Source organism: Vibrio sp. B1REV9, assembly GCF_905175395.2.
Classification (GTDB): domain Bacteria; phylum Pseudomonadota; class Gammaproteobacteria; order Enterobacterales; family Vibrionaceae; genus Vibrio; species Vibrio alfacsensis.
Map to the genome: position 1 here is coordinate 971,991 of NZ_HG992745.1, position 19,356 is coordinate 991,346.

A 19,356-nucleotide genomic window follows, 5' to 3' on the forward strand; every position below is an offset into this window, starting at 1 on the left:
TTATCGTGAAATAAGTGTAAGTGACGGGATAAGAGTGGATATTGAATCTGAGTATTGAGCGGAATGAGTAGGGAAGTAGAAAGCAGCTGAAAAGAAAAAAGCCAAGTCCTAAGACTTGGCTTTCTAATGTGGCTCCTCCTGCTGGGCTCGAACCAGCGACCTGCGGATTAACAGTCCGTCGCTCTACCAACTGAGCTAAGGAGGAACTATTCTGTTTGTGTCTTGCCGATTATCTAAAATCAAGCAAACGCACCAAAAATGGTGCCTCGAGGCGGAATCGAACCACCGACACGAGGATTTTCAATCCTCTGCTCTACCGACTGAGCTATCGAGGCAAAAGAATGGTGCCGACTACCGGAATCGAACTGGTGACCTACTGATTACAAGTCAGTTGCTCTACCTACTGAGCTAAGTCGGCACACTATATTCTTTTTAAGCAATACTGCTTTTTTAGAAGAGATAAACTCTTCATTTTTCAGAATCTCATCGAGATGAAACTCTAGAAAGTGGCTCCTCCTGCTGGGCTCGAACCAGCGACCTGCGGATTAACAGTCCGTCGCTCTACCAACTGAGCTAAGGAGGAACTATCCTGTTTTGTGTCTTGCTTAAGCAAGCGCACCAAAAGTGGTGCCTCGAGGCGGAATCGAACCACCGACACGAGGATTTTCAATCCTCTGCTCTACCGACTGAGCTATCGAGGCAAAAGAATGGTGCCGACTACCGGAATCGAACTGGTGACCTACTGATTACAAGTCAGTTGCTCTACCTACTGAGCTAAGTCGGCACTTTATATTCTTTGCAATTTGTCATTCGTGCTTCGCACCAACGACTTTTAATTCGTGGTGCCCGGAGGCGGAATCGAACCACCGACACGAGGATTTTCAATCCTCTGCTCTACCGACTGAGCTATCCGGGCAACGGAGCGCTATTAAACGGATTTTCCTGCATTTCGTCAACCACTTTTTTTAAATAATTTCAAAAAAGTGGTTGTTCGAGTGCTTTTTGTCCAAGTGCTGCTACAAAGTTTGATTGGCGTTAAATTCCCTTTTGAAATTTGTAACTTTTTCTAGGTATCTACGAGCTTCCGCTTTTGGGTGTTTATTTGTGAGCGCCCAATAAACTTGATTTGGTTGTAAAGAATTTAGATCGTTCATCGCGCGTTTTCGATCTGAACGGTTAAATGTGTTCAAAACACCACCAGTTCCACCATTGTATGCGGAAATCATGCTGTACTCTAACGAGGTTGGATGGCGAACATCTTTCAAATAACGATTTTTGAGAATGTAAAAGTAAGCTGTCCCGGCATCAATATTGTTTTCTGGATTAAATAAATATTCCGGGCTTGGTTGTCCTGGTTTGTTTTTGACCAGTTTAAAAACATCTCTACCAGCGGTTGTTGGCACAACTTGCATCAGCCCATAAGCGTTAGCCCAACTTACCGCGTAAGGATTGAAACTACTTTCCGTTTTTATGATGGCGTAAATGAGATCTTCAGGAATGTCGTATTTTGTTGAGGCTCTACGAACAATATCTGAATATTGGTAGCTACGTTGCGAGAAGTGGTCTTCGACCATGGGTATTTCTACGTAATACGCTTTTTTGAAATCGACATCTTTTGTTTTGACGTTATTCGCTATCAGATAGTCAGCAAATCGATTTGCGCGCCAAGACCATTGGATCGGTTTTTTGTCTTGGTCTACAACTTGGTTATAGAGAAATGGTTGCCCTTCTAATGTGATCTCTTTAGAAGAAAACAAATCAACATTTGCCGGATCGTCTGGCGTCAATAGGGTAGTAATAATGGCGTTTTTTAAATGTTTTTGCGGTTCTGTAGGGGAAACCGTTTCAATGGTTATCATCCCCTTTTGAAAATCCACTTCCGCTCGACTCAAGTAGTTATCAATGTACTTTACGTAATTACTTTTACCCGCCACCTTAACTTCACGTTGGCCCCAACGCTTTTCAATATTGCCGGAAAAACTGCGGATGAGTGCATCCAGAGCTCCGGTGTCTTTTTCAAATTGTCCTGGCAGTTCCGCGAGGTTAGTGGCAAACCGATTTGTTGGTTCGTAGTCCACGTCGTAGATGTTTTCAATAAACTCACGACTGCAGCCTGCCATTAACACCGCGACTGCAATAAGGGCTAGTTTTTTCATGATGATAGAAGTTTTTGAGTCTGCATATAAAAATGACACCACAATTGGTGTTGTGATGTCATTGTTTTAAAAAAAATTTATCTTATTCGCTTGGCGGCGTGTAACCTTCAATATGAACCTCTTTACCTTCAAAAAGGAAGTTCACCATTTCGGTTTCGATCAGTTTGCGATGCTCTGGATCCATCATGTTGAGCTTTTTCTCGTTGATCAACATCGTTTGTTTGTGTTGCCACTGAGCCCACGCTTCTTTCGAAATATTGTCGAAAATACGTTTACCTAGTTCACCAGGGTAAAGTTGAAAATCTAAACCTTCACCTTCTTTTTTTAGTCGAGCACAAAAAACAGTGCGGCTCATAATGACTCCTTGCAATTAATTAACGAAGTTCGTGGGGTAGTGCTTCCAGTAGTAGTTTTACTGGTGCAGCCAAACCGACTTCTTCAGGTTTAGATAAGTTATACCAAAGACCTTTGTTACCTTCCATTACCACATTGGGTTGCTTTGACAGGTCAATCAAAATCGGAGTGATATCGAGATGATAATGACTGAAAGTATGACGGAATGTAATCAGTGTCTCTTGATGTTTAATATCGCAGGTTGGAATACCACGTTGTTCTATCAGCAATTCAATATCGCTTTCAACATCGATATGCTCGGTTTGCGGGAAACAAAACAACCCGCCCCAAATACCTGTTTGTGGTCTTTGTTCTAGCCACACTTCATGGCCATTTTCATTTTTGTAATGAAGCATGACGAAACGAGTTTGCTTCACTGGCTTGTCTTTCTTCGGCTTCTTACCGGGATAATCAAGTACATTGCCTTGTTTCTTTGCTACACAAAGATCGCTGACCGGACACAATGTACATTTTGGTTTGCTGCGGGTACACATCATTGCGCCCATGTCCATCATAGCTTGATTGTATTTGTCGACATCGGTTTGTGGTGTATGCGCTTCTGCTATTTCCCATAGTTTATTTTCAACTTTCTTTTGTCCCGGCCATCCATCTACGGCAAAGCAGCGTGAAAGTGTGCGCTTTACGTTGCCATCTAATATCGCATGTGGCTGTTTATAGACAGACGACAGAACTGCTGCTGCGGTGGAGCGGCCTATACCCGGCAGGGCATTCATCTGCTCTAGGTCTAGCGGAAACTCTCCATTGTATTTATGGGCGACCTCTTTTGCGGCTTTGTGAAGATTACGAGCTCGAGCGTAATAACCTAAGCCGGTCCATAGGTGCAGTACTTCATCTTGCTCGGCATTAGCAAGATCGACCACGGTCGGGAAGCGCTCTAAAAAGCGTTGGTAATAAGGAATAACCGTAGTGACCTGAGTTTGCTGAAGCATGATTTCAGACAACCAGACACTGTAAGCGGTCTTGTTTTGTTGCCACGGAAGATCTTTTCTTCCATATGCGTCATACCATTCTAAGATGGCGCTTGCGAAAGGTGTCACGACTTGCTCTGTATTCTATTATTGGTTAGGAGCAAAATTGCACCACAGATTGCGGTATAAGTACAACAGATAAACTGTGGGGATATTTTATCTGGTTTGTTTGCTTTTGGGCGGCCATAGTTCGATAGCTCAACAAATACTTGCACCTAAGTGAATTCTTTGGATAATCCCCGCTTTGATTAATCAATGTGCAGGCAAAATCAATGAGTGAAGTAACCACTAACGAATACAACGAAGACGGTAAAATGATCCGTAAAATCCGCAGTTTCGTGCGTCGCGAAGGCCGTCTAACCAAGGGCCAAGAGAATGCGATGAACGAGTGCTGGCCAACAATGGGTATCGACTACAAAGCAGAACTTCTTGATTGGAAAGAAGTGTTTGGCAACGATAACCCAGTGGTACTAGAGATCGGTTTTGGTATGGGTGCTTCATTGGTTGAAATGGCAAAGAACGCGCCAGAGAAAAACTTCATCGGTATCGAGGTTCATAGTCCAGGCGTTGGTGCTTGTCTTGCAGATGCTCGCGAAGCAGGTATCACTAACCTACGTGTAATGTGTCACGATGCGGTAGAAGTATTCGAACACATGATTCCAAATGGCAGCCTAACAACGCTACAACTGTTCTTTCCAGACCCTTGGCACAAAAAACGTCACCACAAACGTCGTATCGTACAGCTTGAGTTCGCTGAAATGGTTCGTCAGAAGCTTATCCCTAACGAGGGCATTTTCCACATGGCGACAGACTGGGAAAACTACGCGGAACACATGATTGAAATCATGAACCAAGCGCCTGGTTTCGAAAACATCGCAGAAGATGGCGACTTCATTCCTCGTCCAGAAGAACGTCCTCTGACTAAATTTGAAGCTCGCGGTCACCGTCTAGGTCACGGTGTGTGGGATATCAAATTCAAGCGTACTGCTTAAGGAGCCAGTAGATGTACCACTACGCGATATTAGCGAATCCGGGTCATAACCGTATTTACTTTGATAGCGCTATGACGATTGCATGTTCTGAGCTGAAAGCGATTTTGGAGTCGGAAGGTGTTGAAGTAACTGAAATTGGCAACAAAGATGTGGGTCTTCCTGCTGCACTGGTGTTCTCTTGTGAAACAGAACTGAGTGAAGCACAGGCAGGCAAGATTGCTGCGTCATCTATCTATTATGCGCTGTTTGAAGTGCGTGAAGATGGCCTGCTACGTCCAATTCAGGCGCCTGCATTCAATACTTTCCCTGAGAGCATGAGTCAGATCCTGCGTTACACAGGTAAAACAAACGAGCAGTTTACGCGTTTGATGGTGAACCTAGGCGTCAGTGCTGCCAACACGGGCAGTGCGCAATTGACGTTGATGGATCCTATGTGTGGTAAAGGTACAACACTGTTTGAAGGTTTGATCCACGGCTTGAATGTTGTGGGTGTTGAGATCAACCAGAAATGGGTTCAAGAGATCCAAACCTTCATCGTTAAGTTCATGAAGAACGGCCGCTTCAAGCACAAAGTGAGCAAAGAAAAGCGCACTGCTGGTGGTAAAAAAGTGGCAGACGGCTTCGTGGTTGAGGCTGCAGCAGACAAAGACGATTACAACAAAGGTAATCTGCAAACAATGAAGCTGTACTCAGCAGATACACGTATTGCTGACCAAGTTGTGAAGAAAAACTCGGTAGATGTGATGGTGTCTGACTTGCCTTATGGCGTGCAGCACGGCAGCAAAAATGCCAAAGACAGCAAGCTGAACCGCAGCCCACTTGAGCTTCTAAAAGAGGCTCTGCCTGCATGGAAAGTGGTATTGAAAAAGCAAGGTTCAGTGGTGTTGTCTTTCAATGAGTTTACGTTGAAGTGGAAAGACGTCGCCGCTCTATTTGAAGAACAAGGGTGGAAGGTACTTTCCGAAGCGCCTTACATCGGTTATCTTCACCGTGTTGACCAGTCGATTAACCGCAATATCATTGTGGCCATAAAACCATAATCGACAAAGTAAAACAAACTCTATGGAAAAGCCAACGTCTGCGTTGGCTTTTTTTACCTCTGAGTTCTGGTATTTGGGTTCTTGTGACAAGAAGGTAGAAAATGAAACCTACAGCGCAAATTTTGACGGACATTCTAGCGGAAGTTCGCCCTTTGATAGGCCAAGGAAAGGTTGCCGATTACATTCCTGCATTGGCTAAGGTACCGCACACCAAGCTTGGTATCGCGGTGTACACAAATGAAGGAGAAGTGATTCAAGCTGGGGATTCACAAGAACCGTTTTCAATTCAATCAATCTCAAAAGCATTGAGCCTGACACTTGCTATGTGTTTATACAAGCAGGAAGAGATTTGGGCTCGAGTAGGCAAGGAACCGTCCGGTCAAGCATTTAACTCGATGATCCAGTTAGAGATGGAGCAGGGTATTCCACGTAACCCATTCATCAATGCCGGTGCTATTGTGGTCGCTGATTTACTTCAAAGCCGCCTATCAGCACCGCGTCAGCGCTTACTTGAGTTTGCTCGCCAATTGTCAGGTGATACCCATATTGTCTATGACAAAGTCGTTGCGGCTTCTGAAATGATGCATGGTGACCGTAACGCGGCGATTGCTTACCTGATGCGCTCGTTTGGTAACTTCGAAAATGAGGTGATCCCGGTATTGCAAAATTACTTTCATGCCTGCGCACTGAAGATGAGCTGCGTGGATTTAGCTAAGACGTTTAGTTACCTAGCTAATAAGGGCACGTCTGTTCAAACGGGCAAGTCAGTGGTGACGGCAATGCAAACGAAACAGCTCAACGCGCTGCTTGCCACGTGTGGTTTGTACGATGGTGCTGGTGAGTTTGCGTATCGTGTTGGGATGCCGGGTAAATCAGGCGTGGGCGGCGGCATTATCGCTGTTGTACCGGGGGAGATGACAATAGCGGTTTGGTCACCAGAACTTGATGCATCAGGTAACTCTCTGGCGGGCACGAAAGCGCTTGAATTACTTTCCGAGCGAATAGGCCGTTCGATTTTTTAAGCCCCTCCTCAAGCAATACCCTTGTAATTTGATGAGATAAGAATATGAAAATGCCTCTCAAGTGAGAGGCATTGTTTAGATTAATTTTTATATTTCAAAAACTAATAACCCAAGTCAAAGCCCTTAGTCTTCTTCGGTCATAAAGGCTTCAAGCAAGTCATTGAGGAAGAGTTTGCCTTTTTCGGTTATTTGCCAGTGGGTCTCTGTTTCACTTAGATAGCCCATCTCAAGCGCCCAATCGATAGTCTCTTGAATTGAGCTCAGAGGCAGACCTGTTGTATCGATGTAGTCTTGTTTCGGGCACGCTTCCATTAAGCGGAAACGGTTCATAAAGAACTCAAACGGACGATCTTCATCAGCCACAATCTGTTCACTATCCAGATACGGCTTCACCATGTTTTGGTATGCCATCAGATAGCCACGTGGGTGTTTGACCTTAGTAGTGCGAACGATGCGCCCATCAGCAAAACTCAGCTTGCCGTGAGATCCACAACCAATGCCAAGGTAATCACCAAAGCGCCAGTAGTTCAGGTTATGTTGACACTGATAGCCCGGCTTGCTGTAACCAGAAATCTCGTATTGAACGTAACCTGCCGCTGCGAGTTTCTCATGTCCTTGCTCGAAGATATCCCACAAGTCATCGTCATCTGGCAGAGTCGGTGGCTTGTAGTAGAACATAGTGTTTGGTTCGATGGTCAGTTGATACCAAGACAAGTGCGGTGGCGCTAACTCAATCGCTTTGTCCAAATCTGCTAAGGCTTGTTCGATGCTTTGATCTGGTAAGCCGTGCATGAGGTCGAGGTTAAAGCTGTTCAAACCGATTTGGTGCGCCAGCTTAGCAGCATTGACGGCTTCATCTTGACCGTGAATGCGCCCCAAACGCTCGAGCTTCTGCTGCTCAAAGCTCTGCACACCGATAGAGATGCGTGTTACGCCAGCCTTGCGGTAGCCAGCAAAACGCTCTGCTTCGATGGTGCCAGGGTTAGCTTCCATAGTGATTTCAATTTCAGGCTTGAACGGAATACGCGCTTCAATACCTTTAAGTAGACGTTCGATGCCTTCTGCCGAAATCAGACTAGGCGTACCACCGCCAATGAAGATCGAATGCAGTGGACGTGGCGCATCGTTGAGGCGGTATTTCTCAATGTCAGTATCCAAGTCTTCGAGAAGGGCATTGATGTACTCTTCTTCTGGAATCTCGGCTTTAAGCGCGTGAGAGTTAAAGTCGCAATACGGGCACTTTTGCACACACCATGGGATATGGACATATAGGCTCAGTGCTGGTGGCGTTAGCATGGTTATTTTCGCTCTATATTACTGAGAAACATATTACTGAGAAACGTGCTCAGACAATTGAGAGAATAAAGATTTCAATGCTTTACCACGATGAGAAAGTTGTTTCTTACGAGTTGGCTCAAGCTCTGCTGATGCGCAGTTATCTTCTGGTACGAAGAAAATAGGATCATAGCCAAAGCCGTTTTCACCGTGTGCTTCAGTTAGAATACGACCTTCCCACTTACCGTGACAAACAATAGGAGTTGGATCGTTTTCATGACGCATCAAAACCAATACGCAGTGGAAACGAGCGGTACGTTCGGCTTCCGGTACGCCATCCATTGCTTTAAGCAGTTTCTCTAGGTTCTCTTGGTCAGAGGCTTTTTCACCTGCGTAGCGCGCAGAGTAAATACCTGGCGCACCTTTTAAGTAATCCACTTCTAAGCCGGAGTCATCTGCAATCGCAGGGAGGCCCGTTTCTTGTGCTGCATGGCGAGCTTTGATGATCGCGTTTTCGATGAATGTCGTGCCAGTTTCTGCTACTTCAGATACGTTGAATTCACTTTGCGCTAATACTTCGAAACCGAAGTCAGACAGTAGATCTGCCATCTCACGCACTTTGCCTTGGTTGCCTGTTGCTAGCACTATTTTTTTCATGATCATCTCGTTTTGTAGCAAAAAGAAGAGTTTGATGCTCTTCAGAGTCTATGTTTATCCTAGTCTAAAAGTGAATGAGGCGATTTCTAATCAATCATTCTTCGACATAGAATTTTTGGGTAAATTTAAGCTTACCTGAACCTTTGTTTCCAGCTTTAATATCAATATCAAAAGTAAAGGTTTCTTCGTTACTGATGTTTAACTCAGAAAGGTAGTAAATCGCCTCTCCCTCTTTCACTTCACGGAATGTGAGCTTTTGTGTTTGACCAATTAAGTTTTTTGCTTGGCCGCTGATCATCGCACTAACCGCAGGTTTACCGAGTGACGCCCTGTCTAATACGCTGATGTTTATCACTGCATTGTAGCCATTACGCTTGATATCGTAGCTACGTGCGATTTTAGGCGTTAGAAAGGTTGAGTTAAACGCAATGTAGTGTACTTCGATGTCTTTCATTGTTTTGAACTGACCAGCAATGCTTGGTAAAGACACAAGACTGATCAGTAGGGCTGTTATCCATTTACTCATTGCTTCTTCCTTAAATCGATATCCGTTGTTAGTTTGAAATGAATTATCGTAAATAAAAAGCCATCAAATGATGGCTTTAATCTCGGTGGGTATTTGTCCTGGGGATTCTATTCGAACTTGCTTGTGACGCCCCAGTTCACCTTTCTCTATGTGAACCAAGCCTTTAGCAACTTTGAACTGCTTGGCTAGAAACTTGGTCAAGTGAGCGTTTGCTTTCCCGTCGACAGGCGGGGCAGTGATGGCTACTTTTAGCTCTTCACCATGCAAGCCGACGATCTTATCTCGGCTTGCTTTCGGTTGAATGTAGAGCTTGAGTATTACATCTTCACCATCATGCCAGACAGCAGTTGTCATTATAATTGGTACCAGATAGGACCAATGATATCACCCATTAAGAAGTTGGCGAATTGTAGCACGATGAAAAGCACTAGCACGCTTAGGTCAAAGCCACCCATAGCTGGAATAATGCGACGTATTGGCGCAAGCATTGGCTCAGTCAGTTGATGGAATACATACTCAATAGGGCTGCGGCCTTGGCTTACCCAGCTCAGGATTGCGCGGATCAATAGTACCCAGAATAGTAAGCCCCCTGCGGCTTTAAGTAGCGAGAGCAAACCTAAAAATAAGAAGTCAGCACTAAAAGAGACCGAACCATTGGATGCGATAAGGATCAGTGCGACGAATTTTAGTACACATAAAACATAAGCAAACAGTACGGTTGCTAAGTCAATTCCGCCTACTGATGGAATCACTCTGCGCAGTGGAGCCACAACGGGTTGCGTCGCCTTAACAATGAATTGCGAGAACGGGTTGTAAAAGTCTGCTCGTGCAGCTTGTAACCAAATACGCAAGATAACGACCATAATATAGAGGTCGAATAGGGTTGAGATGAGAAAACTCATTGAATTCATAAGATACCCTTAACAGTAATGAACGACAGATCTCATTTTGTCGCACAGTTAATTAAAACAGTTTTTCCATTTCTTCAGCACGAGCAACCGTCGCTTGCATGGCTTTAGCTACAATATCAGACAGTTGATGCTCGTTGAATGTGCGTAAGGCCTCTGCGGTTGTTCCACCTTTTGATGTTACGTTTTCGCGCAGTGTAGACAGCTCAGTATTTGGATTCTCTACGACCATTTTTGCCGCACCAAGAGCAGACTGTTGCACCAACATACGAGCAGTGTCTTTATCAAACCCTTGAGCCATTGCTTCTGCTTGCATTGCTTCCATAAATAGGAAGAAATAAGCAGGTGCGCTGCCCGCTGCAGCAATGACGTTGTTGATACCAGATTCTTGTTCAACCCAACATACCTCACCGCAAGCTTTCATTAGCTCTGCCGCGAAAGCTTTATCTTGTTCTTGCACATGTTCAGGCGCATACAGACCACTCATACCCAAACCAAGTTGTGCAGGTGTGTTTGGCATCACACGAACCAAGTTGAGATTAGTCGTTAGCATGTCATCCAAACGTGAACAGTTGATGCCAGCCGCAATAGAGATAACCAGTTTATTGCTGAAGTCGATAGATTGCAGTGGTTTACACACTTCTTCCATCATTTGAGGCTTCACAGACAATACCACAACATCCGCATCTTCTGCGGCTGCGATGTTATCGCTGGTGGTTCGGATACCAAAATCTTGCTCAAGAGGTTGGCGACGCGTCTCTGATGGGGCAGTTGCAACGATGTTTTGGGCTGGATAGCCATCCGCTACTAGACCTGAAACAATCGCTCTTACCATATTGCCCGCGCCAATAAAGGCAATCTTTTTATGTTCCATATGTCTGATTTCCAAATATAAGTGCTTACAGTTTGTTGCGTGCACAGGTGTATAATGACACCTGTTCCACCTTACTTCTCTAAGAGCAGTAAGGTATTGCGTCACCATGTTTGACGATGGGGCGCTGTTATTACGTAGTGCTGTTATTGCTTATTTAACTTTTGCAATTTTTAACTATGGCTTTATTTAACTACGGCTTTGTTCCGTAGTCACGCGCGCCAAAAATAGCAGTGCCGATGCGAACCATGGTGCTACCTGCTTCGATAGCAGCATCCATATCACCACTCATACCCATAGATAGCGTATCGACATCTGGGTATTGTTGAGTTAGCTTTTCTTTTAACGTTGCCAATTGTTTGAAAGCGCGAAGCTGTGATTCGTAATCGGATACGTTAGCAGGAATCGACATCAACCCTCTTAACGTGAGGTTAGGTAGGCGAGAAATCAACTCTGCCAGCTCGAATACCTCGGTATCATTGACGCCCGACTTGGATTCTTCTCCGCTGGTGTTTACTTGAATCAACACTTGCAATGGCGCGAGTTCATTAGGACGCTGGTCGCTAAGACGCTGAGCAATTTTAGCGCGATCAATGGTATGAACCCAATCGAAATGTTCGGCGACAGGGCGAGATTTATTGGATTGAATGGGACCAATAAAGTGCCATTCGATGGCATTATCAGGGTAGTGTTCCGCGAAGTGTTGAACTTTGCTGACCCCTTCTTGAACATAGTTTTCGCCAAAAGCGATTTGGCCAGCGTGGTGAGCTTCTAGAATTGCGTCTACAGGTTTTGTTTTGCTGACGGCTAGAAGTTGCACTGACTCTGGAGAACGACCATATTTTTGCTCATCGTGGCGAATTTGGGAGGTGATATGTTCAATATTTTGTTGAATACTACTCATAGCTGTACTTTAGACTTAAGGATTTTAAATGGATATCACTGAGTTACTGGATTTTAGTGTAAAACATAATGCATCAGATCTACATCTTTCTGCCGGTGTTCCCCCAATGGTACGTATTGATGGGGACGTAAGAAAGCTTGGCATACCAGCGTTTACACACCAAGAAGTGCATCGTCTCGTTTTTGAAATCATGAACGATGCGCAACGCAGTGAATTCGAAGAAAAACTCGAAGTCGATTTTTCCTTTGAAATGCATAATGTCGGTCGTTTTCGTGTGAACGCTTTCAATCAATCTCGAGGTTGTGCTGCTGTCTTTCGTACCATCCCAAGTAGCATTCCAACCTTGGATGAGTTAGAAGCGCCAGAAATTTTCAAAAAAATAGCGAATGCTGAAAAAGGTTTGGTGTTGGTGACAGGGCCAACGGGTTCGGGTAAATCGACAACACTCGCTGCTATTGTTGACTACATTAACCGCAATCACAACAAGCATATCTTAACAATTGAAGATCCGATCGAGTTTGTTCATACCAATAACAAATGTTTGATCAACCAACGTGAAGTTCACCGTGATACCCACAGTTTCCAAAATGCACTGCGTAGCGCGCTCCGTGAAGACCCGGACGTGATTTTGGTCGGAGAAATGCGTGATAAGGAAACCATCAGCCTAGCACTTACTGCCGCAGAAACCGGCCACCTTGTTTTTGGTACGCTGCATACTAGTTCAGCGGCGAAAACCATCGACCGTATTATTGACGTATTCCCAGGCAGCGATAAAGACATGGTACGCTCAATGCTGTCTGAATCACTGCGCTCTGTTATTGCCCAAAAGCTATTGAAGCGAAATGGTGGCGGCCGGATTGCTTGTCATGAAATCATGATGGCAACCCCTGCTATTCGTAACCTTATTCGCGAAGATAAAGTTGCTCAGATGTACTCTATTATTCAAACGGGTGCCGCTCATGGAATGCAAACCATGGAACAAAATGCGCGTCAGTTGATGGCTCAAGGTATGGTTTCTCATGATGAGGCCGAAAAAAAGGTTGGCCTTGAAGCACAACAATTCTCGTAATGAATTTGAAAATAGCGAATACGTGGTATGGATCTGAACAAATTTCTTGAGGGTATGCTCACGCTTAAAGCGTCGGACCTCTATATTACGGTCGGTGCTCCAATACTCTTTCGAGTTGATGGAGAGCTCCGCCCACAAGGTGAGAAGCTGACCGAGCATGATGTAGCGCAGTTGCTTGATAGTGCCATGGAGCCTGATCGTCGCCGAGAATTTCGTAGTAGCCGTGAATCTAACTTCGCCATAGTAAGAGACTGTGGGCGTTTTCGCGTCAGCGCTTTTTTTCAGCGTGAATTACCAGGTGCGGTGATTCGTCGTATTGAGACCAATATTCCGACCTTTGAGCAATTAAAGCTGCCGTTGGTTTTGCAAGATCTTGCTGTTGCTAAGCGAGGGCTAGTGCTGGTGGTTGGTGCGACAGGGTCGGGTAAATCGACGACAATGGCTGCAATGACGGGGTATCGAAACAACAATAAAGCGGGTCATATTCTAACGGTTGAGGATCCCATTGAGTTTGTGCATGAGCATAAGCGTTGTATCGTCACACAACGAGAAGTGGGATTAGATACTGAAAGCTACGAGGTGGCGCTTAAGAACTCGCTCCGTCAAGCGCCAGACATGATTTTGATTGGTGAAATTCGCAGTCGAGAAACGATGGAATATGCGATGACGTTCGCGGAAACTGGGCATCTTTGCATGGCAACCCTGCACGCTAACAATGCTAACCAAGCTCTTGAGCGCATCTTACATTTAGTGCCAAACGATCAAAAAGAGCAGTTTCTGTTTGATTTGTCGATGAACTTAAAAGGTGTGATAGGCCAACAACTTATCAGAGATAAAAATGGTCAAGGTCGACATGGGGTATTTGAGGTTCTATTAAATAGCCCGCGAGTTTCTGATTTAATTCGTCGAGGTGATTTACATGAACTCAAAGCGACGATGGCACGCTCGAATGAATTTGGTATGTTGACGTTCGATCAGTCACTCTACAAGTTGGTGATGCAAGGTAAGATCAGTGAGGAGGATGCGTTGCACAGTGCAGATTCTGCAAATGATCTTCGCTTAATGTTGAAAACTCAGCGCGGAGAATCTTTCTCATCGGGCAGCTTAGAAAACGTTAAGATCGATATGGATTGAGCTGCTTTAGCTAGACAGCATTATAAGCATTATAAATTGTTAAAAAGGTTGGAGAATTCCAACCTTTTTTGTTTGATGCTCATTGGCGGAAAAGAGTTATTCACCCCACAGGGTTTCAAACCAACTCTCTAGGATGACCACGGCAGACTGGCAGTCAATATTGCCTTTAGAGAGCGCTTTGTAACCGCCCATACTAAATAGTTCCGCGCGCGCTTCTGCAGTAGATAAGCGTTCATCGTGTAACTCAACGGGTAGTCCATATCGCCCGTGCAAGCGGTTCGCGAATTTCTTGGCTCGAGGTGTGATGGTTTCTAGATCCTTACCATGGAGGTCAGTGGGTAAGCCGACAACCAATAGATCGGGTTGCCACTCTTTGATCTGTTTTTCGATATCATCCCAATTTGGAATACCGTCGTTGGCTTTAAATGCTTTTAGTGGAGAAGCGGTACCAGTAACTTCTTGGCCGATGGCACTGCCAATACTCTTTGTACCAAAGTCAAAAGCCATAATTGTGCGTGACATGTCGAGTCTCGAATCTAAATGTTGAATGAATTAAGCGTGACCAGCATCAGAAGATAGTTGGCTCGGGTCGATCCCCAGTTTCTCTACCGCTTTCTTCCAGCGTTCCGTAATCGGAGTATTGAAGATAATTTCTGGTGTGGCTTCAATGGTTAACCATGAGTTTTCTGCCAACTCGGTTTCTAGCTGTCCGGCGCTCCATCCTGCGTATCCTAGTGCAACTAAATAGTCGCTCGGCTCTGCTTCCGTACCCAATACAGATAAAATATCACGAGAGGTCGTAACGGACAGGTCGTCGGTCATTTGGATGCTCGATTCATAGTAATCTTTTGGTTTATGCAGAATGAAACCACGATCTTCAGAAACCGGCCCCCCATTATATACCGGTCTGTCTAGACTGGCTTCAAACAGGCGAGGATGAACAGGTTGCACTTCCACTTGCTTTAGCATGTTTCCCACGGTGATATCGACAGGCGCATTGATGATAAAACCCATAGCGCCTTCTTCATTATGTTCACAAAGGTAAATGACACTATTTTGGAAATAAGGGTCTTTCATTCCTGGCATTGCAACTAAGAAGTGGTTTTTAAGGTTCATCTGGTTGACCTTTAAGAAAAGTGAGGTCACTTAAGTAAACATCAAGATGTGGAATCTGAGTTTGTTAAGTTAACAAGGGGCTGCGCAACATACCCAAGCCCGTTAACGTTGCTTGGGTATAATTGTACTACAGTTTGAGTTATTCGCCTTTTACACGGCGCTCTATCGCGTCCATTAGCTTGCCGGTGATAGAAATATCAAAAGCCGCTTCGATTTCGCGAATACAAGTTGGGCTCGTTACGTTGATTTCCGTTAGTTTGTCACCGATGACATCAAGGCCAACAAAAATAAGCCCTTTTTCTTTTAGTGTTGGCGCAACTGCTTGTGCGATCTGCATGTCAGTTTCGCTTAGTGGGCGAGCTTCTCCAGTACCACCCGCCGCTAGGTTACCACGCGTTTCACCTTTCGCTGGGATACGGGCGAGGCAGTAAGGCATTGGTTCACCATCGACCACAAGAATACGCTTATCACCATTGCTGATATCTGGCACGAACGTTTGTGCCATTGAGTAGTTTTGACCATGATTGGTGAGTGTTTCGATGATCACAGATACGTTTGGATCGTTTTCTTTTACGCGGAAGATCGAAGCGCCACCCATACCATCAAGTGGTTTTAGGATCACGTCACCATGCTCTTCTCGGAACGCTTTAATTTTTTCTGCTTTACGCGTTACGATGGTGGTTGGTGTTAACTCTGGGAACCAAGCAGTAAATAGTTTCTCGTTACAGTCACGTAAGCTTTGCGGCTTGTTCACGATCAGAGTGCCTTGCTCTTCTGCACGTTCAAGAATGTAAGTAGCATAGATGTATTCAGTATCGAACGGAGGATCTTTGCGCATCAGAACCGCATCTAGCTCAGAAAGTTCGATGGTTTGCTCTGATTTGAATTCGTACCAACCGTTTGGATCTTCTTTTAGTTCGACTACTTTGGTGTCTGCGATCGCTTTACCTTGGTCTAGGTGAAGGTCGTTCATTTCCATGTAGTGGATTTCGTAGCCGCGGCGTTGCGCTTCAAGCATCATGGCAAAGCTAGAGTCTTTTTTGATGTTAATGGACGAGATAGGGTCCATTACAATACCCATTTTGATCATTGTGTTTCTCCGTTTTAACCGAGATCGCCGAAACGAACTTGTAAAGCTGTAATTGCTGTCAGAGCTGCCGTTTCGGTGCGCAACACGCGTGGGCCGAGCAGCGTCTCTTCAAATTGGTATTCGCGTGTCATGTCGATTTCATCTGCCGATAAACCACCTTCAGGGCCTATCAATAGGCGCACCTTTTCAACAGGTGTTGGCAGGGTGTTGATGGAATACTTTGCGCGAGGGTGCAAGTTCAGTTTTAAACCATCGTATTCTTCTTGGCACCACTCTTCTAAGCTCATGATTGGACGAATTTCTGGTACGACATTTCGACCACATTGCTCACAAGCACTTACTGCTATTTTTTGCCATTGAGCGAGTTTTTTCTCGAAACGTTTTTGATCTAGCTTGACTCCACAACGCTCAGAGATGAGAGGAGTAATGGTGTTGACGCCGAGTTCAACGGATTTTTGAATGGTAAACTCCATTTTATCGCCACGTGAAATCACTTGCCCTAGATGTAGATCTAGAGGCGACTCAATACTGTTATCTACACGCTCTGTAAGGTTAACCATGACATTTTTTTTGCTGACTTCACTAATAAGGGCAGGGAACTCTGCACCGTTACCGTCAAAGAGCAGTACTTCTTGACCCTCTTTCATGCGAAGTACGCGCCCAATATGGTTTGCAGCGTCTTCACTTAAAGCAAGGGATCCAAGTTGTGAAATGGTTTCTGGGTGATAAATTCGAGGGATACGCATCGTTTCGATTTCCTGCATACGCGAGTATTTAAACTCTAACATGGATGCTTTCTACCGAAAAAACAAGGGGCAAGAGGCGTGTAAATATCCACGCCTCGATTAGGTAACGGGCTAGTGCTTGTTTAAGTGAACAAATTACAGTGCACGGCAAGCTTCTTGAACAAATGGGTTATGGTTGCCTTGGATCTTGGCAATACGTTCATCGCGTTTACATTCCCATTTATCGACAGGATAGGTTTTGTTCCAAGCGCTCATCAACTGGCTTTGTTGCTTGGACAGTTTGAAACCATACTCTTTGCTCATGTAGAGGTATGTTCGAGCAATAGAGCCTCGAGCACGATCGGGTGGCATTACTTTGCGTTGCTTGAAGTTGACCTGCATTTCACAGCGGCCGTAGCTGACGCCGTCTTTACCATTCCACTGGCTGAAGTTGTAGTTCGAACGGTCACCGTTTACTTCTCCAATCGCTGGTGTCAGGTTGTGGAGATCGGCTTCCATTGATTTGAATTGTTTGTCACGACGAGAGCAATTCTTACGTCCACCATCTTGCCAGCATTGTAGCTGGTGGCCGAATTGCCAAGCTGGGACCACATGTTCCCATTCAATGCGAGAAGCGCGGGTTTGTTGCTTGCGAACCTGATAGCCACAAGAGGAAAGATCCGGAATGCCCTTTCGGCCCTGCCATTTGATGTCACAGCCGCAGTAGAAACTTGTTGGATGATCGGCGTAGATTTTTACCGCTTCACGTTTGGCTGCGGAGAAAGAGCTAGGAGGCGCAGCAATTGCCGCACTAGAAAGCGCAAGTAGGAATAAAGAGAACAGGTATTTCATGATTAAAGTCTTTAAAAAGTATGACTTTACCAATTCTATCACGCAAAAAAGAGTTTTAGTGATGAGTATGTTAACAATAGTAATTCAAAGGGAGAACCGAGTATGGAGTGTGATGCGCTTTTGATGAGCTGCTTTTGATGAGCTAAGTAAGGGAAATATGTTTAAGTATTTCAAAAATTGAAAATTAGGAGAATGGGCGATAAAAGATGCTAAGTGTAAAGAAAACAATTAAGTATAAAGAAACAAGCTAAGCGTTAAGAAAGCTGAGTTCCCGTAAAGCTCAACTTCTGGCGACATTTTTGGCATGAATATACCGCTTCTTTGCGGAGAACTTTATTGTGGCGGCGTATCGATAGTGGATAAACCGTACAGGCGCAGCGGTACTCAAAGGTTTTACCTTGGACTGATGCGATATTAAAATTATGAGTGGTTTTAGCGGGGACGTTAAAGACGGCCTCCATAACACCTTGCCACTCTTTGCCGTGTGGCCTCACGCGACCATACACTTGATAGGTAACAAGATGTGCCACTTCATGAGGAATCACTTCTTGGAGAAAAGCCTTTGGATTTTCTGAGAACAGCTTTGGATTTAAGCGAATCTCATTGAGTTGTAAATAAGCTTTGCCAGCCGCTTTGCCGCGAACACTAAAAGAGAGTGATGGCATGGGAAAAGAACGTGTGAATGCTTGCTCAGCCATCATGATGCAATCTGCCATCACTTGTTTGGCGTTATAGCTCAGTTCTATATCCACGACTCACCTCATTTAATCAATAAAAAGCCCCCGCGTGAGCGAGGGCCGGATCATAGCATCAGTTTTCTAAGGTGTGTGTTTTTTCTTAATGATGGCATGGTATGCATGCCAAGTACCGTAGCCTAAGATTGGCATCGTAAACAGCATACCAATACCGTAAGTAGCAAAGCCAATTAAGATACCGCCACAAATAATCGCAGCCCAAACAATCATTGCAGGAATGTTGGATTTCACCGCGTTAAAGCTGGTAAATACGGCCGTCATCATATCCACGCGACGTTCCATCATTAAAGGTATAGAGAATGCGGAAATACTGAAAACCACACAAGCCAATACAAAACCAACTAGTGAGCCAATAACCAAGAAAGGTAAGAACTCAGTTAGCGGAGCGCCTTGTACAGATGGGTATAGAGCGTGAAGTAGGGCAGCGATACGCATCCAGAAAATCATGCATACCGCGAGCATTACCGCGAAAGCCCATTGAGACGTTGAGTTACGTCCGATGGCTTTCATTGAGTGGAATAAGCTGGGTTTATGCCCACGTTCTCTCTCCCAGCTTGCATCATATAAGCCGAGTGCAAGAAAAGGCCCAATCAGCATGTAAACAATAAGACTTGGCATCACGACGAGGTGGGTACCTTGCCACTGAACAAGAAGCACAATACCAATTGCAGCAGCCATAAAACAGATGCCGTAGAACGCACTGATGATGGGCATTCGGACGAAGTCGTTCAACCCTAACGCTAACCAGTGAAATGGCGCGGTAAGGTTAATGGTATTGCAAGGGATGGTTCTAGCATATTCGTTGTCAGGGACTGCCTTTTGTTTATTGTGGAAGTCTGACGGATTCACAGTACGAGGCATAATTCCTCCTTGATTTGCTCC

Annotated in this window: 22 protein-coding genes and 7 tRNA genes; 5 read left to right on the forward strand and 24 right to left on the reverse strand. The window is 45.0% G+C overall.

The annotated features are described in order from the left end of the window. Positions 1 to 129: 129 nt before the first annotated feature. The 10 genes from KHN78_RS10015 to mutY form a co-directional block, all read right to left on the reverse strand. Positions 130 to 205 (reverse strand) — tRNA-Asn (locus tag KHN78_RS10015). Positions 206 to 259: 54 nt separating this feature from the next. Further along, a tRNA-Phe gene (locus tag KHN78_RS10020) sits at positions 260 to 335 on the reverse strand. Positions 336 to 342: 7 nt separating this feature from the next. After that, positions 343 to 418 (reverse strand) — tRNA-Thr (locus KHN78_RS10025). Positions 419 to 507: 89 nt separating this feature from the next. Next, positions 508 to 583: transfer RNA gene (locus KHN78_RS10030), tRNA-Asn, on the reverse strand. A 42-nt stretch (positions 584 to 625) separates the two neighbouring features. After that, positions 626 to 701 (reverse strand) — tRNA-Phe (locus KHN78_RS10035). A gap of 7 nt (positions 702 to 708) precedes the next feature. After that, a tRNA-Thr gene (locus tag KHN78_RS10040) sits at positions 709 to 784 on the reverse strand. 56 nt (positions 785 to 840) lie between these two features. Further along, positions 841 to 916 (reverse strand) — tRNA-Phe (locus tag KHN78_RS10045). 100 nt (positions 917 to 1,016) lie between these two features. Beyond that, positions 1,017 to 2,156, reverse strand: coding sequence for a membrane-bound lytic murein transglycosylase MltC (gene mltC, locus KHN78_RS10050; protein ID WP_211916535.1), 1,140 nt, complete (start codon positions 2,154 to 2,156; stop codon positions 1,017 to 1,019). 82 nt (positions 2,157 to 2,238) lie between these two features. After that, positions 2,239 to 2,511 carry an oxidative damage protection protein gene (locus tag KHN78_RS10055; RefSeq protein ID WP_128810126.1) on the reverse strand — a complete coding sequence of 91 codons (273 nt, stop codon included), beginning with the start codon at positions 2,509 to 2,511 and terminating at the stop codon, positions 2,239 to 2,241. Between the two features lie 19 nt (positions 2,512 to 2,530). Beyond that, entirely contained in the window at positions 2,531 to 3,607 is a 1,077-nt protein-coding gene (gene mutY / locus KHN78_RS10060) for an A/G-specific adenine glycosylase (RefSeq protein ID WP_211915939.1), read from the reverse strand. Between the two features lie 203 nt (positions 3,608 to 3,810). Here mutY and trmB point away from each other — a divergent pair, with 203 nt between their 5' ends. The 3 genes from trmB (at position 3,811) to glsB (ending at position 6,592) form a co-directional block, all read left to right on the forward strand. Further along, positions 3,811 to 4,530 carry a tRNA (guanosine(46)-N7)-methyltransferase TrmB gene (trmB, locus tag KHN78_RS10065; protein WP_211915940.1) on the forward strand — a complete coding sequence of 240 codons (720 nt, stop codon included), beginning with the start codon at positions 3,811 to 3,813 and terminating at the stop codon, positions 4,528 to 4,530. 11 nt (positions 4,531 to 4,541) lie between these two features. After that, positions 4,542 to 5,570, forward strand: a complete 1,029-nt coding sequence (locus KHN78_RS10070) for a TRM11 family SAM-dependent methyltransferase (protein ID WP_211915941.1) — start codon at positions 4,542 to 4,544, stop codon at positions 5,568 to 5,570. Between the two features lie 101 nt (positions 5,571 to 5,671). Further along, positions 5,672 to 6,592 (forward strand): glutaminase B, encoded by a 921-nt coding sequence (gene glsB / locus KHN78_RS10075; RefSeq protein WP_211915942.1) that lies wholly within the window; start codon positions 5,672 to 5,674, stop codon positions 6,590 to 6,592. A gap of 123 nt (positions 6,593 to 6,715) precedes the next feature. Here glsB and hemW read toward each other — a convergent pair whose 3' ends face one another. From hemW to KHN78_RS10110, 7 genes are all read right to left on the reverse strand, one after another. Then, on the reverse strand, positions 6,716 to 7,888 hold the full coding sequence (hemW, locus tag KHN78_RS10080; RefSeq protein ID WP_211915943.1) for a radical SAM family heme chaperone HemW: 1,173 nt from the start codon (positions 7,886 to 7,888) through the stop codon (positions 6,716 to 6,718). Positions 7,889 to 7,921: 33 nt separating this feature from the next. Next, positions 7,922 to 8,524 (reverse strand): XTP/dITP diphosphatase, encoded by a 603-nt coding sequence (locus tag KHN78_RS10085; protein WP_211915944.1) that lies wholly within the window; start codon positions 8,522 to 8,524, stop codon positions 7,922 to 7,924. Between the two features lie 94 nt (positions 8,525 to 8,618). Continuing rightward, positions 8,619 to 9,050 (reverse strand): DUF4426 domain-containing protein, encoded by a 432-nt coding sequence (locus KHN78_RS10090; protein ID WP_211915945.1) that lies wholly within the window; start codon positions 9,048 to 9,050, stop codon positions 8,619 to 8,621. 63 nt (positions 9,051 to 9,113) lie between these two features. Then, on the reverse strand, positions 9,114 to 9,404 hold the full coding sequence (gene yggU, locus KHN78_RS10095; protein ID WP_211915946.1) for a DUF167 family protein YggU: 291 nt from the start codon (positions 9,402 to 9,404) through the stop codon (positions 9,114 to 9,116). Beyond that, a complete protein-coding gene (locus KHN78_RS10100; RefSeq protein ID WP_128810135.1) occupies positions 9,404 to 9,961 on the reverse strand; it encodes a YggT family protein in 558 nt (185 codons plus the stop codon). Before KHN78_RS10100 ends, yggU begins: the two co-directional genes overlap by 1 nt. Positions 9,962 to 10,013: 52 nt before the next feature. Then, complete coding sequence (proC, locus tag KHN78_RS10105) at positions 10,014 to 10,832, reverse strand: pyrroline-5-carboxylate reductase (protein ID WP_211915947.1); 819 nt, start codon at positions 10,830 to 10,832, stop codon at positions 10,014 to 10,016. Between the two features lie 190 nt (positions 10,833 to 11,022). Next, positions 11,023 to 11,733 (reverse strand): YggS family pyridoxal phosphate-dependent enzyme, encoded by a 711-nt coding sequence (locus tag KHN78_RS10110; RefSeq protein WP_211915948.1) that lies wholly within the window; start codon positions 11,731 to 11,733, stop codon positions 11,023 to 11,025. Positions 11,734 to 11,761: 28 nt separating this feature from the next. Between KHN78_RS10110 and KHN78_RS10115 the strand changes: the two genes are divergently transcribed. Both KHN78_RS10115 and KHN78_RS10120 read left to right on the forward strand, forming a co-directional pair. Then, the gene (locus KHN78_RS10115) at positions 11,762 to 12,802 is read left to right on the forward strand and encodes a type IV pilus twitching motility protein PilT (RefSeq protein ID WP_128810138.1); all 1,041 of its coding nucleotides are present in this window, start codon (positions 11,762 to 11,764) and stop codon (positions 12,800 to 12,802) included. A 27-nt stretch (positions 12,803 to 12,829) separates the two neighbouring features. Continuing rightward, positions 12,830 to 13,936 carry a PilT/PilU family type 4a pilus ATPase gene (locus tag KHN78_RS10120; RefSeq protein ID WP_211915949.1) on the forward strand — a complete coding sequence of 369 codons (1,107 nt, stop codon included), beginning with the start codon at positions 12,830 to 12,832 and terminating at the stop codon, positions 13,934 to 13,936. A gap of 96 nt (positions 13,937 to 14,032) precedes the next feature. Here KHN78_RS10120 and ruvX read toward each other — a convergent pair whose 3' ends face one another. The 7 genes from ruvX to KHN78_RS10155 form a co-directional block, all read right to left on the reverse strand. Beyond that, positions 14,033 to 14,458, reverse strand: coding sequence for a Holliday junction resolvase RuvX (gene ruvX / locus KHN78_RS10125; protein ID WP_128810140.1), 426 nt, complete (start codon positions 14,456 to 14,458; stop codon positions 14,033 to 14,035). Between the two features lie 30 nt (positions 14,459 to 14,488). Then, a complete protein-coding gene (locus tag KHN78_RS10130; RefSeq protein ID WP_211915950.1) occupies positions 14,489 to 15,052 on the reverse strand; it encodes a YqgE/AlgH family protein in 564 nt (187 codons plus the stop codon). A gap of 139 nt (positions 15,053 to 15,191) precedes the next feature. Next, the gene (gshB, locus tag KHN78_RS10135) at positions 15,192 to 16,142 is read right to left on the reverse strand and encodes a glutathione synthase (RefSeq protein WP_211915951.1); all 951 of its coding nucleotides are present in this window, start codon (positions 16,140 to 16,142) and stop codon (positions 15,192 to 15,194) included. Positions 16,143 to 16,156: 14 nt separating this feature from the next. Then, positions 16,157 to 16,888, reverse strand: coding sequence for a 16S rRNA (uracil(1498)-N(3))-methyltransferase (rsmE, locus tag KHN78_RS10140; protein ID WP_128812237.1), 732 nt, complete (start codon positions 16,886 to 16,888; stop codon positions 16,157 to 16,159). A gap of 135 nt (positions 16,889 to 17,023) precedes the next feature. Continuing rightward, positions 17,024 to 17,719: a deoxyribonuclease I gene (gene endA / locus KHN78_RS10145; protein WP_128810143.1), complete on the reverse strand. Its 696-nt coding sequence runs from the start codon at positions 17,717 to 17,719 to the stop codon at positions 17,024 to 17,026. 254 nt (positions 17,720 to 17,973) lie between these two features. After that, positions 17,974 to 18,471, reverse strand: coding sequence for a SprT family zinc-dependent metalloprotease (locus KHN78_RS10150; protein ID WP_211915952.1), 498 nt, complete (start codon positions 18,469 to 18,471; stop codon positions 17,974 to 17,976). A 66-nt stretch (positions 18,472 to 18,537) separates the two neighbouring features. Continuing rightward, on the reverse strand, positions 18,538 to 19,335 hold the full coding sequence (locus tag KHN78_RS10155; protein WP_128810145.1) for a DUF2189 domain-containing protein: 798 nt from the start codon (positions 19,333 to 19,335) through the stop codon (positions 18,538 to 18,540). Between the last annotated feature and the right edge of the window lie 21 nt (positions 19,336 to 19,356).

Excerpts from the sequence above, each read along its gene's own strand:
- rsmE (WP_128812237.1), bottom strand. The coding sequence starts at position 16,888 with ATGCGTATCCCTCGAATTTATCACCCAGAAACCATTTCACAACTTGGA.
- mltC (WP_211916535.1), bottom strand. The coding sequence starts at position 2,156 with ATGAAAAAACTAGCCCTTATTGCAGTCGCGGTGTTAATGGCAGGCTGC.
- KHN78_RS10100 (WP_128810135.1), bottom strand. The coding sequence starts at position 9,961 with ATGAATTCAATGAGTTTTCTCATCTCAACCCTATTCGACCTCTATATT.
- endA (WP_128810143.1), bottom strand. The coding sequence starts at position 17,719 with ATGAAATACCTGTTCTCTTTATTCCTACTTGCGCTTTCTAGTGCGGCA.
- KHN78_RS10130 (WP_211915950.1), bottom strand. The coding sequence starts at position 15,052 with ATGAACCTTAAAAACCACTTCTTAGTTGCAATGCCAGGAATGAAAGAC.
- trmB (WP_211915940.1), top strand. The coding sequence starts at position 3,811 with ATGAGTGAAGTAACCACTAACGAATACAACGAAGACGGTAAAATGATC.
- ruvX (WP_128810140.1), bottom strand. The coding sequence starts at position 14,458 with ATGTCACGCACAATTATGGCTTTTGACTTTGGTACAAAGAGTATTGGC.
- KHN78_RS10090 (WP_211915945.1), bottom strand. The coding sequence starts at position 9,050 with ATGAGTAAATGGATAACAGCCCTACTGATCAGTCTTGTGTCTTTACCA.
- yggU (WP_211915946.1), bottom strand. The coding sequence starts at position 9,404 with ATGACAACTGCTGTCTGGCATGATGGTGAAGATGTAATACTCAAGCTC.
- gshB (WP_211915951.1), bottom strand. The coding sequence starts at position 16,142 with ATGATCAAAATGGGTATTGTAATGGACCCTATCTCGTCCATTAACATC.
- KHN78_RS10120 (WP_211915949.1), top strand. The coding sequence starts at position 12,830 with ATGGATCTGAACAAATTTCTTGAGGGTATGCTCACGCTTAAAGCGTCG.
- glsB (WP_211915942.1), top strand. The coding sequence starts at position 5,672 with ATGAAACCTACAGCGCAAATTTTGACGGACATTCTAGCGGAAGTTCGC.
- KHN78_RS10155 (WP_128810145.1), bottom strand. The coding sequence starts at position 19,335 with ATGCCTCGTACTGTGAATCCGTCAGACTTCCACAATAAACAAAAGGCA.
- hemW (WP_211915943.1), bottom strand. The coding sequence starts at position 7,888 with ATGCTAACGCCACCAGCACTGAGCCTATATGTCCATATCCCATGGTGT.
- KHN78_RS10055 (WP_128810126.1), bottom strand. The coding sequence starts at position 2,511 with ATGAGCCGCACTGTTTTTTGTGCTCGACTAAAAAAAGAAGGTGAAGGT.
- proC (WP_211915947.1), bottom strand. The coding sequence starts at position 10,832 with ATGGAACATAAAAAGATTGCCTTTATTGGCGCGGGCAATATGGTAAGA.
- KHN78_RS10085 (WP_211915944.1), bottom strand. The coding sequence starts at position 8,524 with ATGAAAAAAATAGTGCTAGCAACAGGCAACCAAGGCAAAGTGCGTGAG.
- KHN78_RS10070 (WP_211915941.1), top strand. The coding sequence starts at position 4,542 with ATGTACCACTACGCGATATTAGCGAATCCGGGTCATAACCGTATTTAC.
- KHN78_RS10115 (WP_128810138.1), top strand. The coding sequence starts at position 11,762 with ATGGATATCACTGAGTTACTGGATTTTAGTGTAAAACATAATGCATCA.
- KHN78_RS10110 (WP_211915948.1), bottom strand. The coding sequence starts at position 11,733 with ATGAGTAGTATTCAACAAAATATTGAACATATCACCTCCCAAATTCGC.